Annotated in this window: 18 protein-coding genes and 1 pseudogene; 7 read left to right on the forward strand and 12 right to left on the reverse strand. The window is 72.9% G+C overall.

Annotated elements, in window-relative coordinates:
- Positions 1-92: 92 nt before the first annotated feature.
- From IH80_RS0115185 to IH80_RS0115195, 3 genes are all read right to left on the reverse strand, one after another.
- The gene (locus IH80_RS0115185) at positions 93-941 is read right to left on the reverse strand and encodes an alpha/beta fold hydrolase (RefSeq protein WP_030960857.1); all 849 of its coding nucleotides are present in this window, start codon (positions 939-941) and stop codon (positions 93-95) included.
- Positions 938-1,531, reverse strand: coding sequence for a TetR/AcrR family transcriptional regulator (locus IH80_RS0115190; RefSeq protein WP_030960858.1), 594 nt, complete (start codon positions 1,529-1,531; stop codon positions 938-940). Before IH80_RS0115190 ends, IH80_RS0115185 begins: the two co-directional genes overlap by 4 nt.
- Positions 1,532-1,711: 180 nt before the next feature.
- Positions 1,712-2,686 (reverse strand): helix-turn-helix transcriptional regulator, encoded by a 975-nt coding sequence (locus tag IH80_RS0115195; RefSeq protein WP_199819260.1) that lies wholly within the window; start codon positions 2,684-2,686, stop codon positions 1,712-1,714.
- Positions 2,687-2,787: 101 nt separating this feature from the next.
- On the opposite strand from IH80_RS0115195, the gene IH80_RS0115200 reads away from it, so the two are divergent.
- The gene (locus tag IH80_RS0115200) at positions 2,788-3,198 is read left to right on the forward strand and encodes a DUF3224 domain-containing protein (RefSeq protein WP_030960861.1); all 411 of its coding nucleotides are present in this window, start codon (positions 2,788-2,790) and stop codon (positions 3,196-3,198) included.
- Between the two features lie 152 nt (positions 3,199-3,350).
- On the opposite strand, the gene IH80_RS0115205 is transcribed toward IH80_RS0115200, so the two are convergent.
- Together IH80_RS0115205 and IH80_RS0115210 are read right to left on the reverse strand one after the other, a co-directional pair.
- Positions 3,351-6,083 (reverse strand): DNRLRE domain-containing protein, encoded by a 2,733-nt coding sequence (locus IH80_RS0115205; RefSeq protein WP_030960862.1) that lies wholly within the window; start codon positions 6,081-6,083, stop codon positions 3,351-3,353.
- A 192-nt stretch (positions 6,084-6,275) separates the two neighbouring features.
- On the reverse strand, positions 6,276-6,863 hold the full coding sequence (locus IH80_RS0115210; RefSeq protein WP_030960863.1) for a helix-turn-helix domain-containing protein: 588 nt from the start codon (positions 6,861-6,863) through the stop codon (positions 6,276-6,278).
- On the opposite strand from IH80_RS0115210, the pseudogene IH80_RS47360 reads away from it, so the two are divergent.
- A pseudogene (locus IH80_RS47360) lies at positions 6,862-7,125 on the forward strand (hypothetical protein); the annotation flags it as partial. The gene IH80_RS0115210 and the pseudogene IH80_RS47360 sit on opposite strands and share 2 nt — an antisense overlap.
- Before the next feature lie 272 nt (positions 7,126-7,397).
- On the opposite strand, the gene IH80_RS0115215 reads toward IH80_RS47360, so the two are convergent.
- Entirely contained in the window at positions 7,398-9,329 is a 1,932-nt protein-coding gene (locus IH80_RS0115215; protein WP_030960865.1) for a glycoside hydrolase family 5 protein, read from the reverse strand.
- A 257-nt stretch (positions 9,330-9,586) separates the two neighbouring features.
- Here IH80_RS0115215 and IH80_RS0115220 point away from each other — a divergent pair, with 257 nt between their 5' ends.
- Positions 9,587-9,895, forward strand: coding sequence for a hypothetical protein (locus tag IH80_RS0115220; RefSeq protein WP_030960867.1), 309 nt, complete (start codon positions 9,587-9,589; stop codon positions 9,893-9,895).
- A 106-nt stretch (positions 9,896-10,001) separates the two neighbouring features.
- The gene (locus IH80_RS0115225; RefSeq protein ID WP_199819261.1) at positions 10,002-10,463 is read left to right on the forward strand and encodes a Crp/Fnr family transcriptional regulator; all 462 of its coding nucleotides are present in this window, start codon (positions 10,002-10,004) and stop codon (positions 10,461-10,463) included.
- Between the two features lie 22 nt (positions 10,464-10,485).
- Here IH80_RS0115225 and IH80_RS0115230 read toward each other — a convergent pair whose 3' ends face one another.
- Both IH80_RS0115230 and IH80_RS0115235 read right to left on the reverse strand, forming a co-directional pair.
- Positions 10,486-12,936, reverse strand: a complete 2,451-nt coding sequence (locus IH80_RS0115230; protein WP_030960869.1) for an FtsX-like permease family protein — start codon at positions 12,934-12,936, stop codon at positions 10,486-10,488.
- Positions 12,930-13,667 carry an ABC transporter ATP-binding protein gene (locus IH80_RS0115235; RefSeq protein ID WP_030960871.1) on the reverse strand — a complete coding sequence of 246 codons (738 nt, stop codon included), beginning with the start codon at positions 13,665-13,667 and terminating at the stop codon, positions 12,930-12,932. The genes IH80_RS0115230 and IH80_RS0115235 overlap by 7 nt, the downstream gene beginning before the upstream one ends.
- Before the next feature lie 337 nt (positions 13,668-14,004).
- Here IH80_RS0115235 and IH80_RS0115240 point away from each other — a divergent pair, with 337 nt between their 5' ends.
- Complete coding sequence (locus IH80_RS0115240) at positions 14,005-14,448, forward strand: subtilase-type protease inhibitor (RefSeq protein WP_030960872.1); 444 nt, start codon at positions 14,005-14,007, stop codon at positions 14,446-14,448.
- 71 nt (positions 14,449-14,519) lie between these two features.
- Here the strand turns inward: IH80_RS0115240 and IH80_RS0115245 are convergent, their stop codons facing one another.
- Positions 14,520-15,374, reverse strand: coding sequence for a GNAT family N-acetyltransferase (locus tag IH80_RS0115245; protein WP_030960873.1), 855 nt, complete (start codon positions 15,372-15,374; stop codon positions 14,520-14,522).
- Positions 15,375-15,783: 409 nt separating this feature from the next.
- On the opposite strand from IH80_RS0115245, the gene IH80_RS0115250 reads away from it, so the two are divergent.
- Positions 15,784-16,248 carry a DUF2199 domain-containing protein gene (locus IH80_RS0115250; protein WP_030960874.1) on the forward strand — a complete coding sequence of 155 codons (465 nt, stop codon included), beginning with the start codon at positions 15,784-15,786 and terminating at the stop codon, positions 16,246-16,248.
- 108 nt (positions 16,249-16,356) lie between these two features.
- Here IH80_RS0115250 and IH80_RS0115255 read toward each other — a convergent pair whose 3' ends face one another.
- Complete coding sequence (locus IH80_RS0115255) at positions 16,357-16,797, reverse strand: hypothetical protein (RefSeq protein WP_051809346.1); 441 nt, start codon at positions 16,795-16,797, stop codon at positions 16,357-16,359.
- Positions 16,798-16,959: 162 nt separating this feature from the next.
- Here IH80_RS0115255 and IH80_RS0115260 point away from each other — a divergent pair, with 162 nt between their 5' ends.
- Complete coding sequence (locus IH80_RS0115260; RefSeq protein WP_030960878.1) at positions 16,960-17,712, forward strand: SIR2 family NAD-dependent protein deacylase; 753 nt, start codon at positions 16,960-16,962, stop codon at positions 17,710-17,712.
- On the opposite strand, the gene IH80_RS0115265 is transcribed toward IH80_RS0115260, so the two are convergent.
- Both IH80_RS0115265 and IH80_RS0115270 read right to left on the reverse strand, forming a co-directional pair.
- Positions 17,709-18,191 (reverse strand): VOC family protein, encoded by a 483-nt coding sequence (locus tag IH80_RS0115265; RefSeq protein ID WP_030960879.1) that lies wholly within the window; start codon positions 18,189-18,191, stop codon positions 17,709-17,711. The genes IH80_RS0115260 and IH80_RS0115265 overlap by 4 nt on opposite strands.
- Before the next feature lie 126 nt (positions 18,192-18,317).
- The gene (locus tag IH80_RS0115270; protein WP_030960880.1) at positions 18,318-21,893 is read right to left on the reverse strand and encodes a bifunctional glycosyltransferase/CDP-glycerol:glycerophosphate glycerophosphotransferase; all 3,576 of its coding nucleotides are present in this window, start codon (positions 21,891-21,893) and stop codon (positions 18,318-18,320) included.
- Between the last annotated feature and the right edge of the window lie 154 nt (positions 21,894-22,047).

Genomic DNA, 22,047 nt, shown 5'->3' on the forward strand with positions numbered 1-22,047 from the left:
GCATAGCGGCCGGCGGAACTCCATGGAGAGGGATGCGGGGCACGCACTTCACCGGCGACGTACCCGATGCACGATCTGCCGCCGCCGGCCGGCTACGACCGGCGGTCGTGACCACATGCTTCTCGGAGGAGTTCTCCGAACTCGGTGGGGTGCGTGGTCAGGCCGGTGTGCCCCCCGGGGAAGTGCAGGAGTTCCGTGCCGAGCCGCTCGGCCAGAAAGGCGGCCGCGCGATAGGGCAGCTCGCCGCGCGAGTCCTTCCCGCACGCGAGCACGAGCCGGTCGGACAGAGCCTCCAGCCGGTTGACGTCCGGGGTGTAGGACATGAAGCTCGGCACGATGCGGCCGACGAAGTACGGCAGGTTGGCCATCGTCTGCTCGGCCCGTGCCGCTGCCTGTGGTGGAAGCTCGGTGTCGGCCATCGGCTCGGTCGGGGTGCCGTCCTTCGTCAGACCCGCAGCGAACACGGCCATGGCCGGCATGAGCCCCCGCGCGCGGAAGGTCTCCTGCACGCGCGCGATCAGTGCGCGATGGTCGCAGGCATCGGGCAGTACCTCCACCACCGGTGGCTCGTGCGCCACGAGCCGTTCGACACGTTCCGGGTGCGCGGCCAGCACGTGCAGGGCGACGATCGCACCCGAGCTGGTACCGAACACCCGGGCGGGCTCACCGGGCGACAGCAGTTCCAGCATCCGGAACGCGTCGTCGGCGTGCTCGGTCACCCGCTGCTCGGCCTCGGGGTCGTCCAGCGTGCTCTGGGACATGCCGCGCGGGTCGTAGGTCGCGACGGTGTGTGCAGCAGCCAGGTCGTCCGCAATGCCGTCGAAGGAGGCAGCGCCTCCCGACCCTCCGGGAATCAGCAACAGGAGCGGGCCCCGGCCGCGCACTTCGTAATGCAGGGTCGCGCCGTTCACGCGCAGGCTGCCGAGGGTGGGGGCGGTCATGCGGAGTCTCCTTCTCGGGACGGAGGCCAGTGCTCCAGGAGGGTATGGAGGGCGTCGAGGGCGCGGACCCATGACTGCTGCGGCGAACGCTCGTGTGCGAAACCGCCCGCGGCTTCCAGGGCGACGAAGCCGTGGAACGTGCTGCGCAGCAACCGGACCGCGTCGGTCACGTCGGGCTCGGCCAGTCCGTAGCCGCGCAGCATGCCGTAGGTCAGCTCGACCGCGCGCCGTGGCCCGGCCGCGTTCGCGGCGAGTTCGGGGTCGATCCGGATCGGGGTCTGCGTCGCCGTGTAGCGCCCCGGGTGTGCGTGGGCGTACTCCCGCCAGGCGTCGGCGAAAGCGACCAGGGCCTCTCTGCCGGACCGGCCGGCGATCGCCTCCGCGATGCGGATGGTCTTCTCGTCCGCCGCCAGCAGCGCGATCCGGCCGCGCAGGTCCTCCAGATTGCGGACGTGCGCGTAGAGGCTGGCGTCTTTCACGCCCAGCCGCCGCGCCACCTGCGACATGGTCACCTTGTCCAGCCCGACCTCGTCCGCCAACTCGGCGCCCGCGATCGTCACCCGCTCCGCCGTCAGCCCTGCCCGTGCCATGCACCCTCCCACTGCTCCTAGTGACTCTAGTTTAAAACTAGAGCCCCTAGGAACAGCAACTCCGGGCAGCGGCCTGACCCGACGAGGCGTGCCGCTCCACCGCCGCCGCGCCAAGTGGGCTGGGAGCCACGCTCCGCCCGAAGTCCGGTGCCAGGCATTCCGGGGGGGATGTCCGCCCGTTCACCTCGGTCGGGCGTAGCGGCCGGCGAGGGCGGTCACCGTCTCGGCCAGGGCTCGGCGCAGTTCGGGCGGTCCGAGCACCTCGGCCTCCGTGCCGAGGCGCAGGAGGTCGCCGACGGCGACGGCCTCGGACTCGACGGCGAGGGTGAGCCGGACCCAGCCGTCCGCGTCGGGCGGGCCGGCGTCGGCCAGGGCCCGGGTGCCCGCCGCCCCGAACTGAATGGGCAGCAGCTGCCGGCCGCGCGGGGAGAGGCGCAGCTGCGCGGTCTGCCGGTGGAGGGCGGCGTCCAGCCTGCTGGTGGACTCCTGCCAGTACGTGGCGAGTTCGAATCCGGCGGGCCGTTCGAAGCCCTCCTCGGCGGTGTCCACCGCGAGGAACCGGGCGACGCGGTAGGTCCGTACGGCGCCGTCGTCGACCCCGGCGACCAGGTACCAGATGCCGCTCTTGAGGACGAGGCCCAGCGGGTGGAGCTCACGCCGCACCTCGCCGCGCCAGCGGCGGTAATGGGCGTGCAGGACCCGCTGGTCCCAGACGGCCTGGGCGATCCGGGCGAGGTGCGGAACGGGGTCGGCGTCCCGGAACCAGGCGGTCGCGTCGAGGTGGAAGCGGTCCTGGATCTGCCGGGCCCGTCCGGCGAGCGGGGCGGGGAGCGCGGCCTGGAGCTTCAGCTGGGCGGCGGCCAGGTCGGCGCCGAGTCCCAGGTCCTGTGCCGGTCCGGGGACGCCGGCCAGGAAGAGCGACCCGGCCTGGGTGTCGGTGAGGCCGGTGAGGCGGGTCCGGTAGCCGTCGGCCAGTCGGTAGCCCCCGGCCGGACCCCGGTCGGCGAGGACGGGGACGCCCGAGGCGCCGAGCGCGTCGATGTCGCGGTAGACGGTGCGCACGGACACCTCCAGCTCGGCCGCGAGTTCGGGTGCGGTCATCCGGCCGCGGTTCTGGAGCAGCAGGAGCAGGGAGAGGAGGCGGTCGGCGCGCATGGCACCCATTCTCGCCGTACCTGACAGGAGGTGTCAGGTACGGCTGCCAGCCTGGGGGCACGCCGGGCGGAGGGACCGTCCGGCCGGCCGAGAGGACCGTCATGCCCACGCCCGTAGAAACCAGTGGCCACTTCACCTTCGCCGACTGGAAGGAGACTCCGGTCGGACCGCAGGGGGCCACCCCTCGGCTCGCCCACGCCCGTGTCACCAACGCCTTCACCGGCGGCGTCGAGGCGGCCGGCACCAGCTGTGTGTACACGATCGCCTACAACGGTGAGAACACCGGGAGTTACAGCGGGATGGAGCTGCTGGCGGGCAGTGTCGACGGCCGCAAGGGCAGTTTCGTGCTGGAGGAGCGGGGCACCTTCGACGCGGGTGGCACCGTCTGCCGCTTCGAGGTGGTCCCCGGCTCCGGCACCGGGGACCTCGTGGGCCTGACGGGCTCCGGCGGCTTCACGTGCCGCCACGGCGACACCTCGGTCGCGTACGTCTTCACCTACGCCCTGGCCTGACCCCGAGGTCGGACGCGCCAGAGGGGCGCGGACGTGCCAGAGGGACCGGGACGTGCGAAAGGGACCGGGACGCGCCAGAGGGGCCGGGACACGCCAAGGGGCGCGGACCGGTGTGGTCCGCGCCCCTCCTGTCCGGCCGGCCGGCCGTCAGGTCACGGCGCGCCGAAGGTGAGCGTCAGCTGCGGAGTGCCCTCGTTGGCCTGCGCCTCGGAGGACCACAGCCACAGGGCGTCCGTGCCCGGGCTGGTCAGCGCCAGGCCGAGGCTGCCGCCGAGCGCCGCCGCGACGGTTCCCGTGGTCAGCGTGGCGGTGTGCACCGCCGAGCCGTCGGGGATCCCCGGGTAGCCGCCGAGGGCCGGAGCGCCCAGGGAGGGGCGGTTGTTGTACGTCGTCCCGCCCTCGCTCCACGCTCCGGTGACCGGGAGGACCGAGACGGTGTCCGTCGTGCCGGCGCCGCTCATCGTGCTCGTCCTCACGCCGAGCGTCGCCGACTTCAGCACCGTCCCCGCGGGCGCCGCCGGCAGGTCGAAGCGCAGGTAGCTCGCGTAGAACGAGGTGCCGCGGACGGCGAGCGAGGACGAGGTGCCGTAGTTGGTCCCGGGGGCTCCGGCGTTGGCGTAGGTGTCCTCCGCGGCCGGGACCTGGACCACCGAGTCGGCCGGGGCGGTGGCGAGGGCGTAGTGGTTCTGCACCTGCGCGGCGCTCAGTACGGTCGGGTAGACGGCGCTGTCGTCGAGCTGCCCCGCCCAGTACTCGCTCGTCGGGCGGTCGGGCCAGCCGCCGAGGCTGTCGCCGCCGGCGTGCCAGTAGCCGGAGAAGTTCTCGTGCGTGGTGACGGCCAGGGTGCCCTTCTGGACACCGTCCACGTAGAGGGTCATGCCGCCGGGGCCCTGGGTCGCCACGACGTGGTGCCACAGGTTGTCGTTGTACGCGGTGGCGGTGGTGACGGTGCGGGTGGCTCCGGTGTAGACGCCGTAGACCAGCCGCCCGTCATTGGTCATGTAGATGTGCTTGTCGTACTGATTGCTGCCGCGGGTCTGGTTGTTCCCGAAGCCGAAGAGCTTGCCGCCACGGGTGGTGTTCGTCCTGAACCAGGTCTCGATGCTGTAGGTGCTGCCCACGCTCTGCCGGTGGTCCCCGTACACCTGGGTGTCCGTGCCGTTGAAGCCGATGGCCGTGCTCGCGCCGGAGACCGCGCCGGGAGTCTGCCGCAGGGCGGGGGCGTTCAGGTGCACACCGGCCCGGTTGCCGCCCAGGGAGGAGTCCGCGACGAAGGGCAGGGCCGACTCGTCGTAGCGCCAGTACTGCGTGGCTCCGTCGGCACGGACCTGGTTCGGGTATCCGTCCACGGTGGTCGGGACGGTCACGCTCGCCGTGGCGGACAGGGCGCTGGTGTTGCCGGCCGCGTCGGTGGCCGTGACCCGGTAGGTGTACGACTGGCCCGCCGCGACGGTGGTGTCGGTCCAGGAGGCCTGCGGGCGCTTGAAGAAGAGCGAGTCGGCCGTGACCGTGGCGACCGGCGTGGCCGCGCCGTTGCGGTAGACCTTGTAGGTCAGCGCGCTGTCGTCGAGGTCGAGGCTGGTGCGCCAGCGCACCTGGACCTCACCCGGCTTGAAGCTGACCGCGCTCGCCACGGGCACGGTGGGCGCGCCGGTGTCACCGGTGGAGGCGAACCGTGTGAGGCCCTGCTGAGCGGCGCCGTTGACGGTGGTGAACTCACCGCCGACCCACAGGTACTCCACCCCGTTCTTCGACCCGACCGTCATCACGCGCGGGCCGATGCCCTCGCCGATGCCGTCGTTGGTGTCGGGGGCCCAGCCGAGCTTGCCGGTGCCCGTGGTGGGCTGGGCGAGCAGGTGGTGGCGCTGGCCGTCGGGGAACTCCCCCACGCTGGAGCAGTCGTGGGCGTGCGAGGCGCTGTAGAGGACGTTCTGGTACGGCAGCACGGCCTGGGTGGCGCCGAGGCAGGTGTCGCGCCAGCGCTGGCCGAAGCCGGGGAGGTCGAGCGCGATCCGGCCGTCGAAGACGCCGCCGCCGGTGCCCTCGTTGGCGGTGTAGAAGCCGGTGTCGTCGGTCGCGATGTCCTTGACGACGGAGTTGGTCTCGATGAAGCCGGGGTAGGACCGGGTGAGTGCGCCGCTCGCCGCGTCGACGACGGCCAGCGCGTGGGTGTTCGTACCGTTGACGGTGAAGAAGTCCCCGCCGAGGACCACGTTCTGCCCGTCGGGGGTGACCTCGACGGCGCGTCCGGGCTCGTCGGCGTCGGCGGTGAAGGGCTTGAGCGCCCCGTCGGCCGCACCGACGGCGGCGAAGCGCTGACGCGGCTGGCCGGCGACGGTGAGGAAGTCGCCGCCCGCGTAGACCGTGTCGCCGGTGACGGCGAGGGCGCGGACGGTGGCCGCGAAGGCAGGACGGAAGGCGGTCTTCACCGTGCAGCTCGCCACGTCGACGGCGGCGAGGCTGGAGACGGCCGTGCCGTTCACCGCGCCGAAGTACCCGCCGGCGTAGAGGGTCGACTTGTCCGGTGACAGGGCGAGCGCCCGGACCGTCGCGGTGCCGGAGGCCACGGTGAAGGACAGTTTGCAGGAGGTGGGCACACCCGTCGCGGCGTCCAGGGCCACGAAGTTCACGGCCTGCTGCTCGCCGCCGGCGCCTCCCGCGGGCGGGCGCACCGTGGAGAAGGTGCCGCCGGCGAAGACCTGCCCGCCGGCCTCGGCGAGGGCCCATACGACGCCGTTGGGCTGCCACGTGGACAGCGCGTCGGCGGTGAACGCGACGGGCGGGGTGACGGCCGCCGCCTGCGGGGCGAGGGCGAGACCCAGCCCTGCTCCGGTTGCGGTCAGGGACAGGGCGAGCAGGGCCGCCGCCCCTCGGGATCTGCGCATGAACCCCCCAGTTGAGTGTGCGGTGCGGCCGGAAGGCGCCACTGGCGAGGCATGGCCGGAAACCGCCGAACAGGTGTCCGCGACGGTGCTTACGGGCGCACCTTAGATCGGTTCGGGGCTCGACTCACCCCACTTGGCGCATTTCGACGACGAAATCGCGCCAGGGCCTGGCCGGTCTGCGCACCGCAGGTCTCAGCCCCGGGGCTTGGCACGGACGTGCATGCGCTCCCCCTGGCGACCGAACAGGCTGAGGATCTCCACGGGCCGCTCCGCGTCCGCGCTGGTGAACCAGTGGGGCAGCCGGGTGTCGAACTCGGCCGCCTCGCCGGGCCCGAGGACCAGGTCGTGCTCCGCGAGGACGAGGCGCAGCCGCCCGTCCAGCACGTACAGCCACTCGTAGCCCTCGTGCGTCCGCGGATCCGGCTCGGCGCCGCGGTAGGGGATCAGCATCTTGAACGCCTGGAGCGGCCCCGGGCCCCGGGTGAGGGGGACGACGGTGCCGCCGCCCGGCAGGGTGCGGGGGGTCAGCCGCACCCTGGGGTCCCCCACCTCGGGGGCGCCGACCAGTTCGTCGAGGGGGACGCGGTAGGCGGCGGCGAGCGGGAGCAGCAGTTCCAGGCTGGGCCGGCGCCCGCCGGACTCCAGCCGGGACAGGGTGCTCTTCGAGATGCCGGTCTCCTCCGAGAGCGCGGCGAGGGTGAGACCGCTCTTGGCGCGCAGCCGCCGCAGGCGGGGGGCTACCTGGTCGAGGACCGCTTGGTGGTTCGGCGGTGTGTCCATGCGGCCATTCCATCCCGCCGTCCCGCAATCGGCAACGACGTTTGCCGTTCGAGCCGGTCCGGCCCGGGTGCCCGCCGGGCAGCTCGCCGACCGCTTCGGCGGACACCGCACGACGACCGTCCTCGGCCTCGCGGCCATGGCGGCCGGTGCGCTCGCGCTGTCGGGGGTGCCGACGGGGCTCGGCGCCGTCGGCTACGTCGCCCCGCTCGCCGTACTGACCGCCGGCTACGCGGTGTTCCAGACGGCGAACAACACGGCCGTCATGGCCGACGTTCCCCCGGACCGGCGGGGAGTCGTCTCCGGCACGCTGGGCCTCGCGCGGCAACCCCGGGCTCGTCACCGGCGCCTCCGTCAGGGGCGCGGTGTTCGCGCTCGCGGCGGCCACCGGCGACGTCGCGACGGCGTCCCCGGGAGCGGTGGCCGCCGGCACCCGGATCACCCTCGCGGTCGCGGCGGCCCTGGTCCTCCTCGCACTCGCACTCGCGGTCGCGGCGGCCGGCCGAACCCGGTCAGCCGCGGCCGGCGGGGCGGGGCTCAGCTCCCCTCGGGACCCGGCAGGGGACGGCACAGCAGCGCCGCCGGGGACGGACGCGAGGCGAACCGGGTCGTGAAGGCGATGCCCGCCGCGTACTCCGTGGTCAGGCACTGGCCCTTGTAGTGCCCGAGGGCGAACTCGCCGCCGGGGCCGCCGGGCGGCCGGTTGTCCCCGCGGTCGAACCAGAGCGTCCGGCCGCCCGCCGGCAGGGAGGTGCGGGCCGGGGCGCACAGCGCGGCCGAGACCCGCTCGCCGCGCAGGCTGTGGCCGATCAGGAACTGGCCGGCCGGGCACTGCAACTTCGTGTACCCGGTGGCCCAGTCACCGCCGGCCGGCACGTACCTCTCGTCGCGGACCACGGTGTGTCCGCCCTCCGGGGCCCGCAGGCCGGAGCCGGTGCACAGGGCGCGGCCGCCGGTGTGGGAGAGGCCGCCGAGGCGGGAGCCGTCCGGGCAGACCGCCTTGCGGGCCCCGCTGTCCCAGTCCCCGCCGGCCCGGGTGAGCAGCGAGGCGTTGTGGTCGCGGTGGTCGGTGGTCAGCTGGTACCAGGCGGTGGCGGCGGGGACGGGCCCGGTACGGGCGGGTGCCGCGAGGAGCCCGGACCAGCGCGCGGTGCGCCAGTCCCCCGCGTCCAGGACGCCGGTGCGACGGCCGGCCGCGTCGTAGCGGAGCATCGCCCAGGTGTCGCCGCCGGGGGCTCCTTGGGTGTCGGTGCTCCAGCCGACGAGCGGCCAGTACGCGAAGTCGGCTTCCTTGGCGGCCAGTTGTCCGGTGAGACGGTCGAACCAGGTGCGCGGGGCGGCGCCGGCCTCGTCGGCCCCGATGCCGAACTCGCTGATCCAGACGGGGGCGGTGAAGTGCGCGCCGGTCTCCGCGGAGACGAAGAAGGCCTGGTCGTAGAGGGTCTGTTCGAGCTGCGCGGCGCTCATGTCCTGGTAGCGCAGGTCGCTGGTCTCGCCGATACCGGTGGCTCCGCTGTGGTGGGGGCCGGTGTACCCGTAGAAGTGGGCGGAGTAGACGAGCTTGTTCGAGACGGCCAGGGTGTGCGAGAGGGTCCGTACGGGGGTGAGGGTGGGGCGGCCGTGCGGGAAGCCGTCCACCGGCAGGCCGAACCAGTTGATGCCCTCGACCACGATCAGCAGGTCCGGATTGGCCTCGGTGAGGATGCGGTCGGCGGCCTCCTGGGCGGCGGCGTGCCAGTCGCGGTCGTCACCGAGTCCCCAGTTGGGGTCGTGGAGGACGTCGCGGCGGACCTCGTTGTAGAGGTCGGCGCCGACCACGCGCGGGTTGTCCCGGTAGCGGCGGGCGAGGAAGACCCAGTCGTCGGCCCACTGGGCCGTGGAACGCCCGCTGTTCCAGCGTTCGTTGCCGTCGAGACCGCAGCACCAGCGGGTGGTGACGGTGTGGTTGTTGAGGATGACGGCGAAGCCGCCGTCGGTGAGGGCGGCGACCACGGCGTCGAAGACCTGCAGCGGAGTGCGCCCGCGCAGGGCCGGGTTGGCGGCGACGGCCGCGTCCGGGACCGGGGTGGTGGTGCGCAGCATCTCGTTGGAGAAGGGCAGCCGGATGCTGTTGAGGCCGAGCGCGCGGAAGTCGGCGAGGAGGGCGGGCAGCGGGACCCGGTCCAGGCCGAGCGGGATGCCGTTGGCGTTCTGGCCGCTGTGGTGCGTGGCGGGGTCGTTGCGGTCGCCCGAGCCGTTCCAGGAGCCCTGGGCCCCGTCCCAGTTGCCGGAGCGCAGGCGGAACCGGTTGCCCTGCGCGTCGACGATGTACCGGCCGCGCGTGGAGAGGGGCGGGATCCAGGCCCCGGCGGAGTTCGCGACGGGAGCCGGGGCGGCCACAGGGGTCCGGGAGGCTTGCGCGGCCTGTGCGGGGACGGCAACGGCCGTCAGCAGGAGGGCGCACAGGACGGCGCGTAACAGGCTCTTCATCGTGCTCCTGCCGGGGGTTCGGCCGCCCGGTCGGGCGGTTGCCGCGGGTCAAGTTACCGGCGGGTCGCCGCCGGGGGAAGTCGAACGCCCGCACGCCTTCCGCGGCGCTCGCCGTCGTCGTGAACCGGCCGGTTCCCTCCGGTTCCGGCCTCCCGTGGGCGCTCACGCAGGGTCACCCTGCGGAAACCGCCCCGCGTGCGGCCGCGCCCCTCTACGGTGCCCTGAGGGACGGGGCTCGGCAGCGGAGGGCGGGGCGGATGAACGAGGAAGAGGACATGCGGCTGGCGGGGATGACGCCGGAGATATCCCGCCGCACCCTCGTCATGCTGCGCGACCTCGCCGGCCTGGAGCCGCCCGAGCAGGTGCCCGAGGAAGCCATGGTCGTGGCGGACGCGGTCCTGGCCGAGTTCGGCACCGACGGGCTCCGGGTCCTGGTGATGACACTGGCGGCCTGGGCCACGGCCCAGATCGAGAACGTGGCCGAGCTGAGCGGGCGCAGTCACGAGGCGGTGCTGGACGCGATGGAACTGGCGTGCATGGAGGCGAACGCGGACGACACGCCCTAGGAGATCGCGGCGGGAGAAAGGCGCGGCACGGCCCGGTCCCGTTCGGGCCGTGTCGGCGACACTGGGAGCAGCAGGAGCGTCGCGGGGGGTCCGATCGGAGGCCGTCGTGAGCACACCTTCCCCCATCCGAATCGCCGCCGTGCTGTCCACGGAGCACCGTGGACGGCTGATGGCGCAGGCCCGTGAGGTCAATTTCCCGGAGAACGCGCGGATCTTCGACGAAGGCCACCGGGCGGACTCCTTCTGGATCGTGCGCTCCGGCACCGTGACCCTGGAGGTTCCGGTGGCCGGCCGCCGGCCCGCGCAGGTGGAGAACCTCGGCCCCGGCGAGCTGGTCGGCTGGTCCTGGCTGTTCCCTCCGTACGTGTGGCAGCTGGGTGCGGAGGCGATGACTCCGGTGCGGGCGTACGAGTTCGACGCGGCGGCCGTGCGGATGCTGATGGACGCCGATCCCGCCTTCGGGTCCGCGGTCGGGCACTGGGTCGGCCGCGTGCTCGCGATGCGGCTCCAGCAGACGCGCATCCGCCTGCTGGACCTGTACGCCCCGCGCCTGGGCGCGACCGGCTAGCACGACCGGCCCTGCCCGCGGATCAGTCCCGTACGCCGGCCGGGTCGACCCCCCTGCGGCGCAGGCACAGCGCGGCCGGGACGAGGGCGCTGACCACGGCCACGGCCGCGCAGGCGGCCGTCGTCGCGCCGACGGCCTCCCACGGGATCACGATCCCGCCCGTGACGTGCAGGAGCCGCAGGGCCCCCTGGATCCCGGCCAGGTTCAGCGCGGCGACGAGGGTGCCCGTGGCGGCGCCGACGAGGACGGCCGTCAGGGACTCCCCCGCCACCATTCGGAGGACCTGCCACCGGGTGGCACCCGCCAGCCGCAGGGCCGCGAGGTCGCGGGCCCGGTCCGCGGTGGCCATCACGAGGGTCCCGGCGAGCGCGATGCCGGTGTAGAGCAGGGCGATGCCGAGGACCAGCAGGAAACCCGTCCGTGTGACGGGTTTGGTTCCCGGGTGGCCGTCCGCCGCCCACTGCTCCCTGGTGAGGAGCCGGCCCCCGGCCTCCCGGGCCGCCTCGGCCAGCCCTTCCTCGGCCGCGGCGGCGTCCGCGCCCGGTGCGAGGCGTACGTCGATCCGGTCCACCGGAGCACCGGGGGCGTTGGCCGGAGTCAGGTAGGCGCCGTTGTTTCCGGTTCCGATGCTCATCACGGCGGCGATCCGCAGGGTCCTGGGCGTGCCGTCGCCGAGCCGGACGTCGACCGTCGAGCCGACGGTGCGGCGCTCCCACTCCTCGGTGACGATGACGGACCCGTCGTCGAGGTCGGTGACGCGGCCCGCGACGAGGGGCAGGTCGGCGGTCCGGGCAAGAGCTCGCGGGTCGGCGGCGCGGGCTTCGGACCGGATCAGTGCGACGCCCTCCTCCAGCACGTGGACCTCGGTCGTGGCGCTGGCGGACACCTCCGTACCGGGCACCGCCCGCACCCGTTCCACGGCGGCCGGAGCGAACCCGCCGGGCCCGCCCGTGATCACGAAGTCGGCGGTGGTCCGTTGCCGGATCTCCGAGGTCCTGGCCTCGTTCAGGGTCGCGGTGGTGCCGAGCAGGGAGCCGGCGAGGGCAACGGTGACGAGCACGGGCGCGGCGACGGCGGCCGTGCGGCGGACTCCCGCGGTGGCGTTCTCCCGGACCAGCATCCCGCCGGCGCCCGGCAGCCGGGCCGGGAGCCAGGCGACGAGCCGGACCAACGGCCGGACCAGTACCGGGGCCAGGAGTGCGAAGGCGACGATGAGCAGCATCGGACGGCTGGTGTACGTCTTGCGGTGGAGCAGGTCCGACGGGTCGGTGAGCAGGGCGTGGGCGAGGGTGCCGAGCCCGGCCAGGAGCAGTCCGGCGCCGAGGACCCAGCGGCCCGGGGTCATGACCTTCGTCTCGACGGCGGCCTCGCGCAGCGCCTCACCGGGGCCGACGCGTCCCGCCCGCCATGACGCGGCGACGGCTCCGGCGAGGGCGACGAACAGGCCGGTCCAGAAGGCCAGGTAGTAGGGCCAGACGGCGTCGCCGACGGCGAATCGGGGCGGCGCGGTGCCGTTTCCGGCCAGCCACCGGGCGAGCGGGGGTGCACCGTACCCGCCGAGCAGGCAGCCCGCGGCGGACGCCGCCGTTCCGAGGACCAGCGCCTCGGCGTACACCATGCGCCGTACCTGACCGGGGGTGGCTCCGGCGGTGCGCAGCAGGGCGAACTCCTTGCGGCGCTGGGCGACCGCGAAGGCGAAGGTGGAGGCGACGACGAAGACCGAGACGAAGCCGGTGACCCCGCCGGCGGTGCCGAGGAGGGCGTTGACGGCGAGGAGCGCCTCGGCGTCGCGGTCCGGGTCGGGATCGGCGTACCGGCGGTCGCGGCCGGTCAGGACCCGTACGTCGGGGTCCTGGCCCACGGCGGCCCGTACGGCGGCGGGGTCCGCGGCGACGACGATCCGGTGGACGGCGGGTGAGAGCGCGGCGGCTCGGGTGTCGGTCCAGAACAGGGCCGCCTCGAAGCCCCGGTCGGCGACGGTGCCGACCACGGTGACGGCGCCGCGGTCGGTGGTCAGCCGGGTGCCGGGGCGGGCCCAGCCGGTGGTGACCACCTCGTCGTCGGCGCACGGGGCGCGGCCGGCGTCGAGGGCGTACGGGGCGAAGGCGGCGACCGGCCAGGGGTGGCCGACCAGCCGCTGCGGCCCGCCGTCGGCTCGGACGGGGAAGGAGCGGTCCTCGGTGACCGGGCCGAGGTCCGCGAGCCGCCGTACGAGTTCGGGAGTGAGCGGCTTGGGGTGGGCCAGGGTGCGGGTGCGGTCCCCGGCGGGTGTCGGGACGCGCAGGAGGTCGTTGCCCTGGACGACGACGGGGGCCCGGGCGAAGCGTTCCGGCCCGGCGTCGGGGGCGTCCAGGGTGGCGGCCAGTGCGAGGCCCATGGTGGTGATCAGGCCGACGCCGAGGGCCACCGCGACGAAGCTGCCGACGAAGGTGATCCAGCGGGTGCGTGCGGTGCGGAGCGCGGTGGTCAGCACGGTGCGGCCTCCAGCGTCGTCATGCGGGCGGCGATGTCCTGGGCGTTCGCGCCGGCGAGTTCGCCGCTGAGGCGGCCGTCGGCGAGGAAGACGACCCGGTCCGCGTAGGCGGCGGCCACGGGGTCGTGGGTGACCATGACGACCGTCTGACGGTCGGTGTCGACCATGGCCCTGAGCAGGGTGAGCACGTCACGGCCGGTCCGCGAGTCCAGGGCGCCGGTGGGTTCGTCTGCGAAGAGCACCTCGGGCCGGGTGATCAGGGCACGGGCCAGGGCGACGCGCTGCTGCTGGCCGCCGGACATCCGGGAGGGGCGGTGGCGGGCCCGGTCGGCGAGTCCCACGCGGGCCAGTGCCCCGCGCACCTCGGCCCCGGCGGGCCGGCGGCCGGCCAGGCGCAGCGGCAGGGCCACGTTCTGCTCGGCGGTCAGGGCGGGCAGCAGGTTGAAGGCCTGGAAGACGAAACCGATCCGGTCGCGGCGCAGCAGGGTCAGGCGGGTCTCGTCGAGCCCGCCGAGGTCGGTGCCGCCCAGGGTCACGGTGCCGGAGGTGGGCCGGTCGAGTCCGGCCGCGCAGTGGAGGAGGGTGGACTTGCCGGAGCCGGAGGGGCCCATGACGGCGGTGAAGGTGCCGCGGGGGAAGCGGAGGGACACCTGGTCGAGGGCGGTGACCGGGTGGCCGCCGGCCGTGTGGACCCTGCTGACGTCCCGGAGTCTGATCGCGTCGTTTTCCATGCCCTCGAGCCAACCGGGCGGGGCGGCCCGGCACAGCGGGCCTGGAGGGTGTTGTCGAGGTGGAGCAGGGCCTACCCCAGGAGGCCCGCCGGACCCACCAGGCCCTGTTTCGGTCGGATGACGGCGCACTCGCGGGTGTTTCGGGGAGGTCTCCCGGTCGCTGTTCGGCCGATTCGGGGACCCGCTCCTCCACAGGTCAACCCCTCGCCACGGCTGCTGTCTGCAGTCATTCGTACACGATCGGTGACGAAAAATGAGGGTGCGAACGGGCGTTCGCGGCTCGCGTCGGCAAGACTGCGTCCGCTGTCCGCAACACCAACCCAAGGGAGTGTTCGAAATGCGGTCCATCGCAAGGGGTCTCGGACTCGGTTCCGCCGCCGTGGCGCTCACCGCGCTCACCGCGCTGGCCTGGCCCGGCACGGCCGGCGCGGCGCCGGCCGGTGCTCAGAGTCTGTACGCGCCGTCCGCGCTGGTGCTCAGCGTGACGGCCGGCCCGGACGCCGACACCGGCACGGTGCTGCGGGCGGTGACGCTCGTCTGCGCGCCCGGGCCCGGCGGGACCCACCCGAACCCGGTCGCCGCGTGCCGTGAGTTACGTGCGGCCGGCGCTCAGCTCGACCCGCTCGCGGCACCGGCCGCCGACGCCGTCTGTACCCGGGAGTGGGACCCGATGACGGTGACGGCCGACGGGGTCTGGCAGGGCCGTCGACTCAACTACACGTACACCTTCGCCAATCCGTGCGGTCTGCGGAACACCACGGGTGCCCTCTTCGGCTTCTGATCCCGCGTCACGGAACCGGCCGGGCGGCGCCGTGCGACCGCCGCCCGGCCACCGCGCAAGTACGCGGCCGGTCAGCCCAGTTCGAGGCTGGTCACGCCGAACAGCTCGGCCATGGGAAGGTCCGGGGCCGGCCCGGTGTACATCCGGGCCGCCTCGAAGGTCGGGACCAGACCGAGGCCCTTGAAGAGGGCGGTCGCCTCGGGGTTCACGTCGGGAACGTCCACGGCCACCGGTCCGCCGGACGCGTGCCGCGCCAGCCGCCGCAGCAGGACCTCCGCCACCGCGGGAGTCGCCGCGTACAGGGGTCCGATCCGGTGGGCGGCGCTGCACGGGCGGATCACGCCCAGGCCCTCGATCCGGCCGTCGCGGACGGCGGCCAGGGCGGTCCGTCCGGGCAGTGCGGTCCAGGCGGACAGGAAGGAGGCCCGCGGCGCGGGGAAGAACCGCCGGTCGTAGGCGGCGAGCCGGCCGAAGGGCAGCGTGGCGGCGTCCACGATCTCGACGCCGGCCTCGTCACCGTCCGCTCCGCCGCCCTGGGGCACGCCTTCGAGGCGGACGTTGTTCCAGGCCGAACGGAAGCCGGACTTACGGTAGTTGTCCTGCTGGTCGACCACGCCGTCCAGTCCGACGAGCCGGCCGTCGAGCCGTTCCATCCCTGCGCGCCAGAGCCGGATGCCGTAGCCGCGGCCCCGGTGGGCGGGGCGGGCGATGTAGAAGCCGATGAAGCCGAAACCGGCTCCGTAACGGACGGCGGAGATGCAGGCCACCGGCTCCCCGTCGAGCCGGCCGACGAGGAACCCCTCGGGATCGGCCACGGCGAAGGCGAAACGGTCCGAGTCCCCCGGGTTCCAGCCCTCCTCATCGGCCCAGCCCCGGATCATCTCCATGTCGGCGGCACTCGCCCCGGTGATCTCGAATCCCGTCATAGCGGTGTTGTACCAGATACGGGCGGTGGGCACAGGGGTGCCCGACCGGCCGCCGGAATCCGGACGGAGACATCGAGAAGACCCCGCGGCGAAGCGGGCGAGGTCGGCCTCACCCGCAAGGATCGCCGGGTCCACCTCGTTGGTGAACGCGCCTTGCCCTCCAACTGCCCGGGGGGGGTCCCGCCGGGCCGCGGTCCGCCGAGGCCACCTCAGGATGCGGGGCTCGACTTCTCCATTGGGAATCTGGAGCGCCCTGGTCGGACCCCGAGCGTGAGAGCCGGCCCGCAGGCAGGCATCGAAGGGGAACCACCCGCGACGGTCCGGCAGCCCGTCACTAGGCTTCGGCTCCATGACCAGCGATATCGGTTTCACCTGTACGTGCTGCGGGGCCCGCCACACTGAGCTTCCGATGAACTACACAGCCCAGGCGCCGGCCGTGTGGGATCCGGCCTTCACCGACGCCGAGGACTGCCTGCTCTCCTCGGACCAGTGTGTGGTCAGCGGGCAGCTCTACTTCGTCAAAGGCATGATCGAGATACCGGTCATCGGCAGCGGCGAGGTGTTCTCCTGGGGCGTTTGGGTCTCGCTCAGCCGCGAGAGCTTCTCCCGGGCTGCGGATCTGTGGGACACCTCCGGCCGCGAGGCTGAGAAGCCGTACTTCGGCTGGCTCACCACCGACCTGCCGGTCTACCCGACCACGACCCTCAACCTGAAGACGCACGTGCACACCCGCCCGGTCGGTGAGCGCCCCCTCGTCGAGCTCGAGCCCACCGACCATCCCCTCGCCGTCGAACAGCGCACGGGAATCACCCTGGACCGCGTGCGGGAGATCGCGGCGGCGGTGCTCCACTCCGGTGACGGCGAGCAGCGTTGACGGCTGACGAAGCCATGTCGCCCCTCAGACACATGAACCATTGCCAGGAACACGACCGTTCTCGTGTCACCCGACAGTCCGACGTACCGCACGAAGACGGAAGCCGGCTCAGCCCGCGCAGATCACGTCGTCGACCCGGATCGGCTTGGAGTCGAGGCGCACGTACGCGGTGAAGGTGTCGGTCCTGTCCGCACCCCAGTGGGTGGTGACGGTGGCCCAGCCGACCCCGGCCGCCTGGGCGACGGTGACCGGGCCGACGCCGATGTCCAGCGGCTCGTTCTGGGCGCAGAGCAGGACGTCCGATTCCGTGTTCGTCAGCTGCCTGTCCTGGAGCACCTGTGAGATGTGGTGCCGCCGGTCGTGGTCGGACGGGCCGTGCTTGCCGTAGAAGCGGACGAGGAAGCGGCCGATCTGATCGGCGGTGTGCCCCTCCGGGGCGGCCGCCGCGGGCACGGCGACGGCGGGGGCAGGGGTGGAGGCGGGCGGCAAGACCGGCAGCGTCGGCAGGGCCAGCAGCAGGGCACCAAGGCCGTAGGACTTCAGCATCATGTCCGGTTTGTACCCGCCTGGCCGGAGTACCGGGAGTGCCCCGCTCGGATCTCACTCCTGTGGGCGTCGGGATTCACCGCAGAAATGCCCCTGCCTCCCCCGTGCGGTCGCCGCGCGGTAATGGGTCGCGGGCGGGTGGCGGTCGTACGTAAGGTCGGGCGCATGGGAAAGCCGCTCGTCGTCGTGTTCAGTGGGGCCGGGATGTCCACCGACTCCGGGATTCCGGACTATCGGGGGCCGCAGGGCCTGTGGCGCAGGGAACCTGACGCCGAGAAGCTCGTGACCTACGAGTACTACATGGCCGATCCGGAGATCCGGCGGCGGTCCTGGCTGATGCGGGCCGAGATCGGCGCGCTCGGTGCGCGGCCCAACTCCGCGCACCTGGCCGTCGCGGAACTGGAGCGAGGCGGTACCCCGGTCCGGGTGGTCACCCAGAACGTCGACGGGCTGCACCAGCTCGCCGGGATGCCCGAGCGGAAGGTGTTCGAGCTGCACGGCACCGCCCGGGCGGTGGTGTGCACGGCGTGTCACGCGCGGTCGGGGATGGACGAGGCGCTGGCCCGGGTGGCCGCCGGGGAACCGGATCCCTCCTGCCTGGCGTGCGGCGGGATCCTCAAGGCGGCCACCGTGATGTTCGGCGAGCGGCTCGACCCCGTGGTGCTGGGGCAGGCGATGGCCGTGGCCAAGGGGTGCCAGGTGTTCGTCGCCGTCGGCTCGACGCTGCAGGTGCAGCCGGCCGCCTCGCTGGCCGGGATGGCCGCGGAGGCGGGCGCCCGCCTGATCATCGTGAACGCGGAGGCGACCCCGTACGACGCCCTCGCCGACGAGGTCGTCCGCGAACCGATCGGAACCGCCCTCCCGGCCCTGCTCACCCGGATCGCCGAAGGCCGCACCCTACCCCGTAGGCCGGTCTAGCCCGCGTCGGCTGCCCGGCGCATTTCCGCCACGTCCAGCTTCTTCATCTTCATCATCGCCGCGGTGGCCCGGGAGGCGCGGCCCGGGTCCGGGTCGCTGATCAGTTCGATGGCACCGGGCGGGGTGACCTGCCAGGACACTCCGAACCTGTCCTTGACCCAGCCGCAGGCCGACTCCTGGCCGCCGTCGCGGGTCAGCGCGTCGTAGTAGTAGTCCGCCTCGGCCTCGTCGGCGCAGTGGATCTGGAAGGAGATCGCCTCGGTGAAGGGGAACTGCGGTCCGCCGTTGAGCCCGACGAACCTCTGCCCGTTGATCTCGAACTCGACGACCATCACCGAGCCCGCCTCGCCGGGGCCCGCGTCCGTGTAGCGGCCGATCCGGCCGAGCCTGCCGTCCTTGAAGACGGACAGGTAGTAGTCGGCCGCCGCTTCCGCGTCGCCGTCGAACCACAGGCACGTGGTGAATCCGTTGCCGCTCATCTCTGCCTCCGGGCCGGTGCGTGGACGGTGGATACCGCCTCCGCACATACAGACCGGCCCCGGGCCCGAAATTCATCGGTGGGCCCGGGGCCGGTCTGCATGTGGCCGGGAATTCGACCGTACGGCCTACTTCGCGGGCTCGGCGCCCATGGCGAGCATCCGGTCGACGACGCGCTCGGCGGCGTCACCGTTGTCCAGGTCGCAGAACTCCTCACGGAACGCCGCACGTGCCCCGGCGTACTCGGCTCCGACCGCGTCCGCGTTGCGCACGGCCTCGATCAGGCTCGCCGAGTCGGACAGCAGCGGTCCGGGCGCCTTCTCCTCCAGGTCGAAGTTGAAGCCGCGCAGCGTGTCGCGGTAGTGCTCCAGGTCGTACGTGAAGAGCAGGATCGGCCGGTCGGTGAGCGCGAAGTCGAAGATCGCGGAGGAGTAGTCCGAGATCAGCACGTCGGCGACCAGCAGCAGGTCGGCGGCGTCGGGCCAGCGGGACACGTCGACGACGAAACCGTCGCGGACGCCCTCGCGGACCTGCTCGGTGACGTGGTGGTGGCCACGGATCAGCAGGACGTGGTCCTCGCCCAGCTCGCGGCGGGCCTGCTCCAGGTCGATCCGCAGGTCGAGCTTGTAACCACCCGACCAGCCCTCGCAGTTCTCGCGCCAGGTGGGCATGTAGAGGACGACCTTCTTGCCCTCGGGCAGACCGAGCCGGCGCCGGACCTCGGCGATCCGCTCCGCATCGGGCTTCACCAGCGCATCGGTGCGCGGGCTGCCGGCCTCGATGACCTCGCCGTCGTATCCGAGGGCGCGCTTGAGCAGCGGCGTCGCGTAGGAGCTCGGGGAGGCGAGCAGGGTCCACTGCGCGCTGTCGTGCGCGAGGCCCTCCAGGATCTCCGGGCTCGTGTAGTAGTCGTGCACGAAGTCGTGGCCGATCTGCTTGATCGGCGTACCGTGCCAGGTCTGGACGACGACCTGGCCGGCGCGGCGCTGGAACAGGGCCGGCACGCTGTCGTTGGTCACGAAGTAGCGGGCGCGGGCCATGACCTCCCAGGACTCCACGCTGCCGTACTGCACGGCGCGGGCGGTCGCGGGGACCTCGGCGCGGCCGTCCCGGACGAGCCAGATGTGCTCCAGCTTCTCGCCGCGGCGCAGCAGCTCCTCGTGGATGGCGCGGGGCGCGTCACCGGCGCCCTGCCCCTGGAAGGTGTCGTAGACGACGATGTCCTTGACCGGCAGGGCGCGCTGCGCCGGGTAGGTCTCGAAGCGGGCGACGCGCTGGGCGTAGCGGGAGCGGTCGTGCGGACTCAGCAGCGGGTCGGCGACGAGCGCCATGCGGTCGTGGAAGCGGGTCTCGATCCGCATCCGGCGGCCCTGCACGGTGAGGGGGTGCGGGCCGCTGAAGAGGAGTCCCGGGGACATCTGCACGGGGGCGCCGCGGTCCACGCCGAGCAGGCCGGCGGTGGTCCCGCCCTGGGCGGCCGGGCGCAGCGTGGGCCACCAGCGGCCCTCGGGGAGTGTGGTGCGGCCCGCGAACTGCTCGGGGAGCACCGGCTGGAAGGTGGTCTCGAAGCCGTCGCCGTCTCGGGTGACGGGGTAGCTGAACTCCATGCCGTGCGCGTTGTGCAGGACGAGCTCGTAGGGCTCGTCGGTGGGCGCCACGAACCGGCCCCGCAGGGTCACGGTGCCGTCCGCGGTCTCGACCGCGTCGACGAGCGGCGGCGAGGGCTGCGCGGAGAGCGTGAGGTGGCCGGTGTTGCCGCGCTTGACGAACAGGGCGCGGCCCGCGGTCCCGCCGGGAAGCGGCAGGACCAGGCCGTTGAAGCCGCCGCGCTCGTCGTGGGCCAGGCGGTGCTCGGTGCCGTCGGCGCCGACCACGGAGAGGCTCCACGGTTCGGGGGTCCACTCGCCGGGCTCGCACTCGGCGTCCGGTACGGCGGCCAGGTCGGCCAGGTCGACCCGGGCGGTGAAGGGGGTGCGGCCGGCGGTGGCGGCGCCCGTCTCCAGCGGAAATTCCAGGGTGGTGCCGGTGGTGACGTGGACGGCCTTCAGGGCGGTGGCGTCGACCCCGGCGGAGAGCTCGCCGATGATCTCGACGGCGCCGTCGCCGGCGGGCCGGGCGTCCAGGCCGCGGGCACGGGTGACCTCGACCTGGATGGTGAGGGCGCCGGAGACGGCCGGGACGATCCGGACGTCGGGGGCGACCCAGAACGGGGGCGGGTTCTGGCCGGTGTCGTGCTCACCGCCGCGGAGGCGGGCACGGTGCAGGCCGCCGGCGCCGGTGACGGCGATGGACGTGGTCCATATGCCGTCGTTCCACTTGCCGCCCGACTGGAAGATCGAGGGGTCGACCACGGCGGTGAAGCCGGCCCAGTCGGCATGCCGCAGCGCGAGGTGCGGCGACTTCACGGTGGCCATCGGGGAGGCGACCGTACGGGTGCTGACGACGGAGCGGCGGCGCTTGCCACCCTCGCGGAAGATCAGCATCTTGCGGGAGCCGAGGCGGCTCTCCGCACCGAGGTGGCCGGGCAGGGCGTAGCCGCGCAGCAGCAGCTTGCCGTCGGACCAGGCCGCCTGCTCCAGACGGCTGACGACGCGGCGCTCGCGCGTTCCGAGGGTGAGGATCTTGGCGGGGACCGGGGGGCGGCCCTGCAGGAAGGGGTAGTCGGCCTGCGGGCGGGCGAGGCCCTTGACCGGGACGCTGTAGTGGTAGTCGCGCTGGTGGTTCAGGAGCGCGATGAAGTCCTCGACGCGGCCTTCGCCCGCGAGGTAGGCCTTGAGGCGGTCCGCGACGGTCAGGTCGGGCCACGGGCCGGTGCCGATCTCGCGGACGAGGCCGCCGACCTCCTTGACGAACGCGGCGCGGAAGTCGGGGCCGCCCTCGGCGACGTACTTGTAGATGAGCGGGAGTTCCTCGCTCAGCACGTTGTAGTCGTAGTCGCGCAGGTAGCGGACGTACTTGGCGCCCTGCTTGGCCTTGAGGGACTCACGGACCAGGCGGACGGACTTCACGCGGTCGATGAGGGAGATCGGGTCGGTGGAGCGCTGGGTGATGGAGCGCTCGCCGGTCTCGCGCACGCGCCAGTGGTACACGCAGTCGCTGAGGATGTCGACGCTGGAGGCGAAGTAGTGCGCGGGGATGCTGACCGGGGCGTCCTCGTAGAGGATGCCCTCCGGGTACTGGAAGCCGTGCTCGTCCCAGAAGGTGCGCCGGTAGACCTTGTTCCAGGCGGTACGGTCGGTGACCAGCGCCGGGAACTTGGAGATGTGGGTCCCCAGCTGCGTCTTCGCGAAGGCGGCCCGGTGGCCCCACGACTGGTTCATGCCGACCGAGCGGAAGCGCTTGACGTTGCCGCCGGCGAAGTCCGAGCCCGTCTGGTCGAGGGCTTCGATCAGCCGCTGGTAGGCGTAGTCCGGCATCGTGTCGTCACTGTCGACGAAGGCCAGGTACTCGCTGTCCGGGTGGATGTGGCGGGCGCCGGCGTTGCGGGCAGCGCCGAGGCCGGCGTTCTCCTGCATGACGACCCGGAAGCGCTTGTCACGCGCTGCGAAGGCCTTGGCTATGACGGCGCTGCTGTCCGTGGAGCCGTCGTCCACGAGGATGGCCTCGAAGTCGCCGAAGGTCTGAGCGGCGATGGATTCCAGGCACTCGTCGAGGTAGAGCTCGACGTTGTAGACGGGGACGACGATGCTCAGGCGCGGGGGCATGGGTGGCGGTTTCTCCAGCGTTTTTTGCTTTTTCGATGATCAGCTCACAGCATCTTACTCTGTAACAGAGTTATAAACTCCACCCAAATGGGGCATTGGGAACTGATCGCCGGGGCGGACGGCAAAGAATTCAGCCGTCCGCCACTTCGACGCC

It is taken from the genome of Streptomyces sp. NRRL S-378, assembly GCF_000720645.1.
GTDB lineage: Bacteria > Actinomycetota > Actinomycetes > Streptomycetales > Streptomycetaceae > Streptomyces.